1 protein-coding gene is annotated in these 1,044 nt (G+C 66.6%); it reads left to right on the plus strand.

All coding sequences use genetic code 11. The features are described 5' to 3' along the window. Positions 1–38 precede the first annotated feature (38 nt). A partial coding sequence (locus A2I95_RS41885) for a pseudouridine synthase (RefSeq protein WP_291738150.1) occupies positions 39–1,044 on the plus strand: 1,006 nt, incomplete at its 3' end.

Consider the following 1,044-nt stretch of genomic DNA (forward strand, 5'->3'; position numbering starts at 1 on the left):
CGCTTTCGCAAGGCAGCGGAATGCTCTATGGCACGCACATGAGCAAAACACCCGCATCCCCCAAGGGCGAACCCGGCCCGAAACCCCAGCCCCGCAAAGCTGCAGCTGCAGCGCCCGATGCCGGCGCCTCGCCCGAGGGCGACCGCATCGCCAAGGTTTTGTCGCGCGCAGGCGTCGCCTCGCGCCGGGAGGCCGAGCGCATGATCGCCGAGGGCCGCGTGTCGGTGAACGGCGAGAAGATCGACAGCCCGGCGCTGAACGTGACCGCCGCGGACCGGATCAGCGTCGATGGCAAGCCCCTGCCCGAGGCCGAGGCGCCGCGGATGTGGCTGTATTACAAGCCTATCGGCCTGGTAACCTCGAACAGCGACGAAAAGGGGCGCACGACGATCTTTGACGAGCTGCCCGAAGACATGCCGCGGGTGATGACGGTCGGGCGGCTTGACATCAATTCTGAAGGCCTGCTGCTGCTGACCAATGATGGCGGCATCAAGCGCAAGCTGGAATTGCCCTCGACCGGCTGGCTGCGCCGTTACCGGGTGCGGATCAACGGCCGCCCCAAGGACGAGGATTTTGCCACTCTGCGCAAAGGCCTGGTGATCGAGGGCGAACGGTTTCAGCCGATGACCGTTGCCTTGGACCGCCAGCAAGGCGCCAATGCCTGGCTGACCGTGGGCCTGCGTGAAGGCAAGAACCGCGAGATCCGCCGCGCGATGGAGGATATCGGTTTCAACGTGAACCGGCTGCTGCGGGTGTCTTATGGCCCGTTCCAACTGGGCGAGCTGAAACCTGGCGAGGTAGAAGAATTGCGCTCGCGTGTGGTGCGCGATCAGTTGGGGCTGGAGCCGGAGGAGGAAAAGCCGGCCGGCCGGCCGACCCGCTCCCGCGGCGGCAAGCCTGGCGGTAAACCGGCAGGAAGACCAATGGGCAAACCGGGCGGAAAGCCCGGGCAAAAGGCGCAAGGAAGACCGGGCAAACCCTCTGGCAAGCCTCCAGCATCCCGCGGCAGCGACACCGCCCCGCGCGGCGTCGCTGCCGCGGGAT

This window comes from Leisingera sp. F5 (assembly GCF_001593695.1).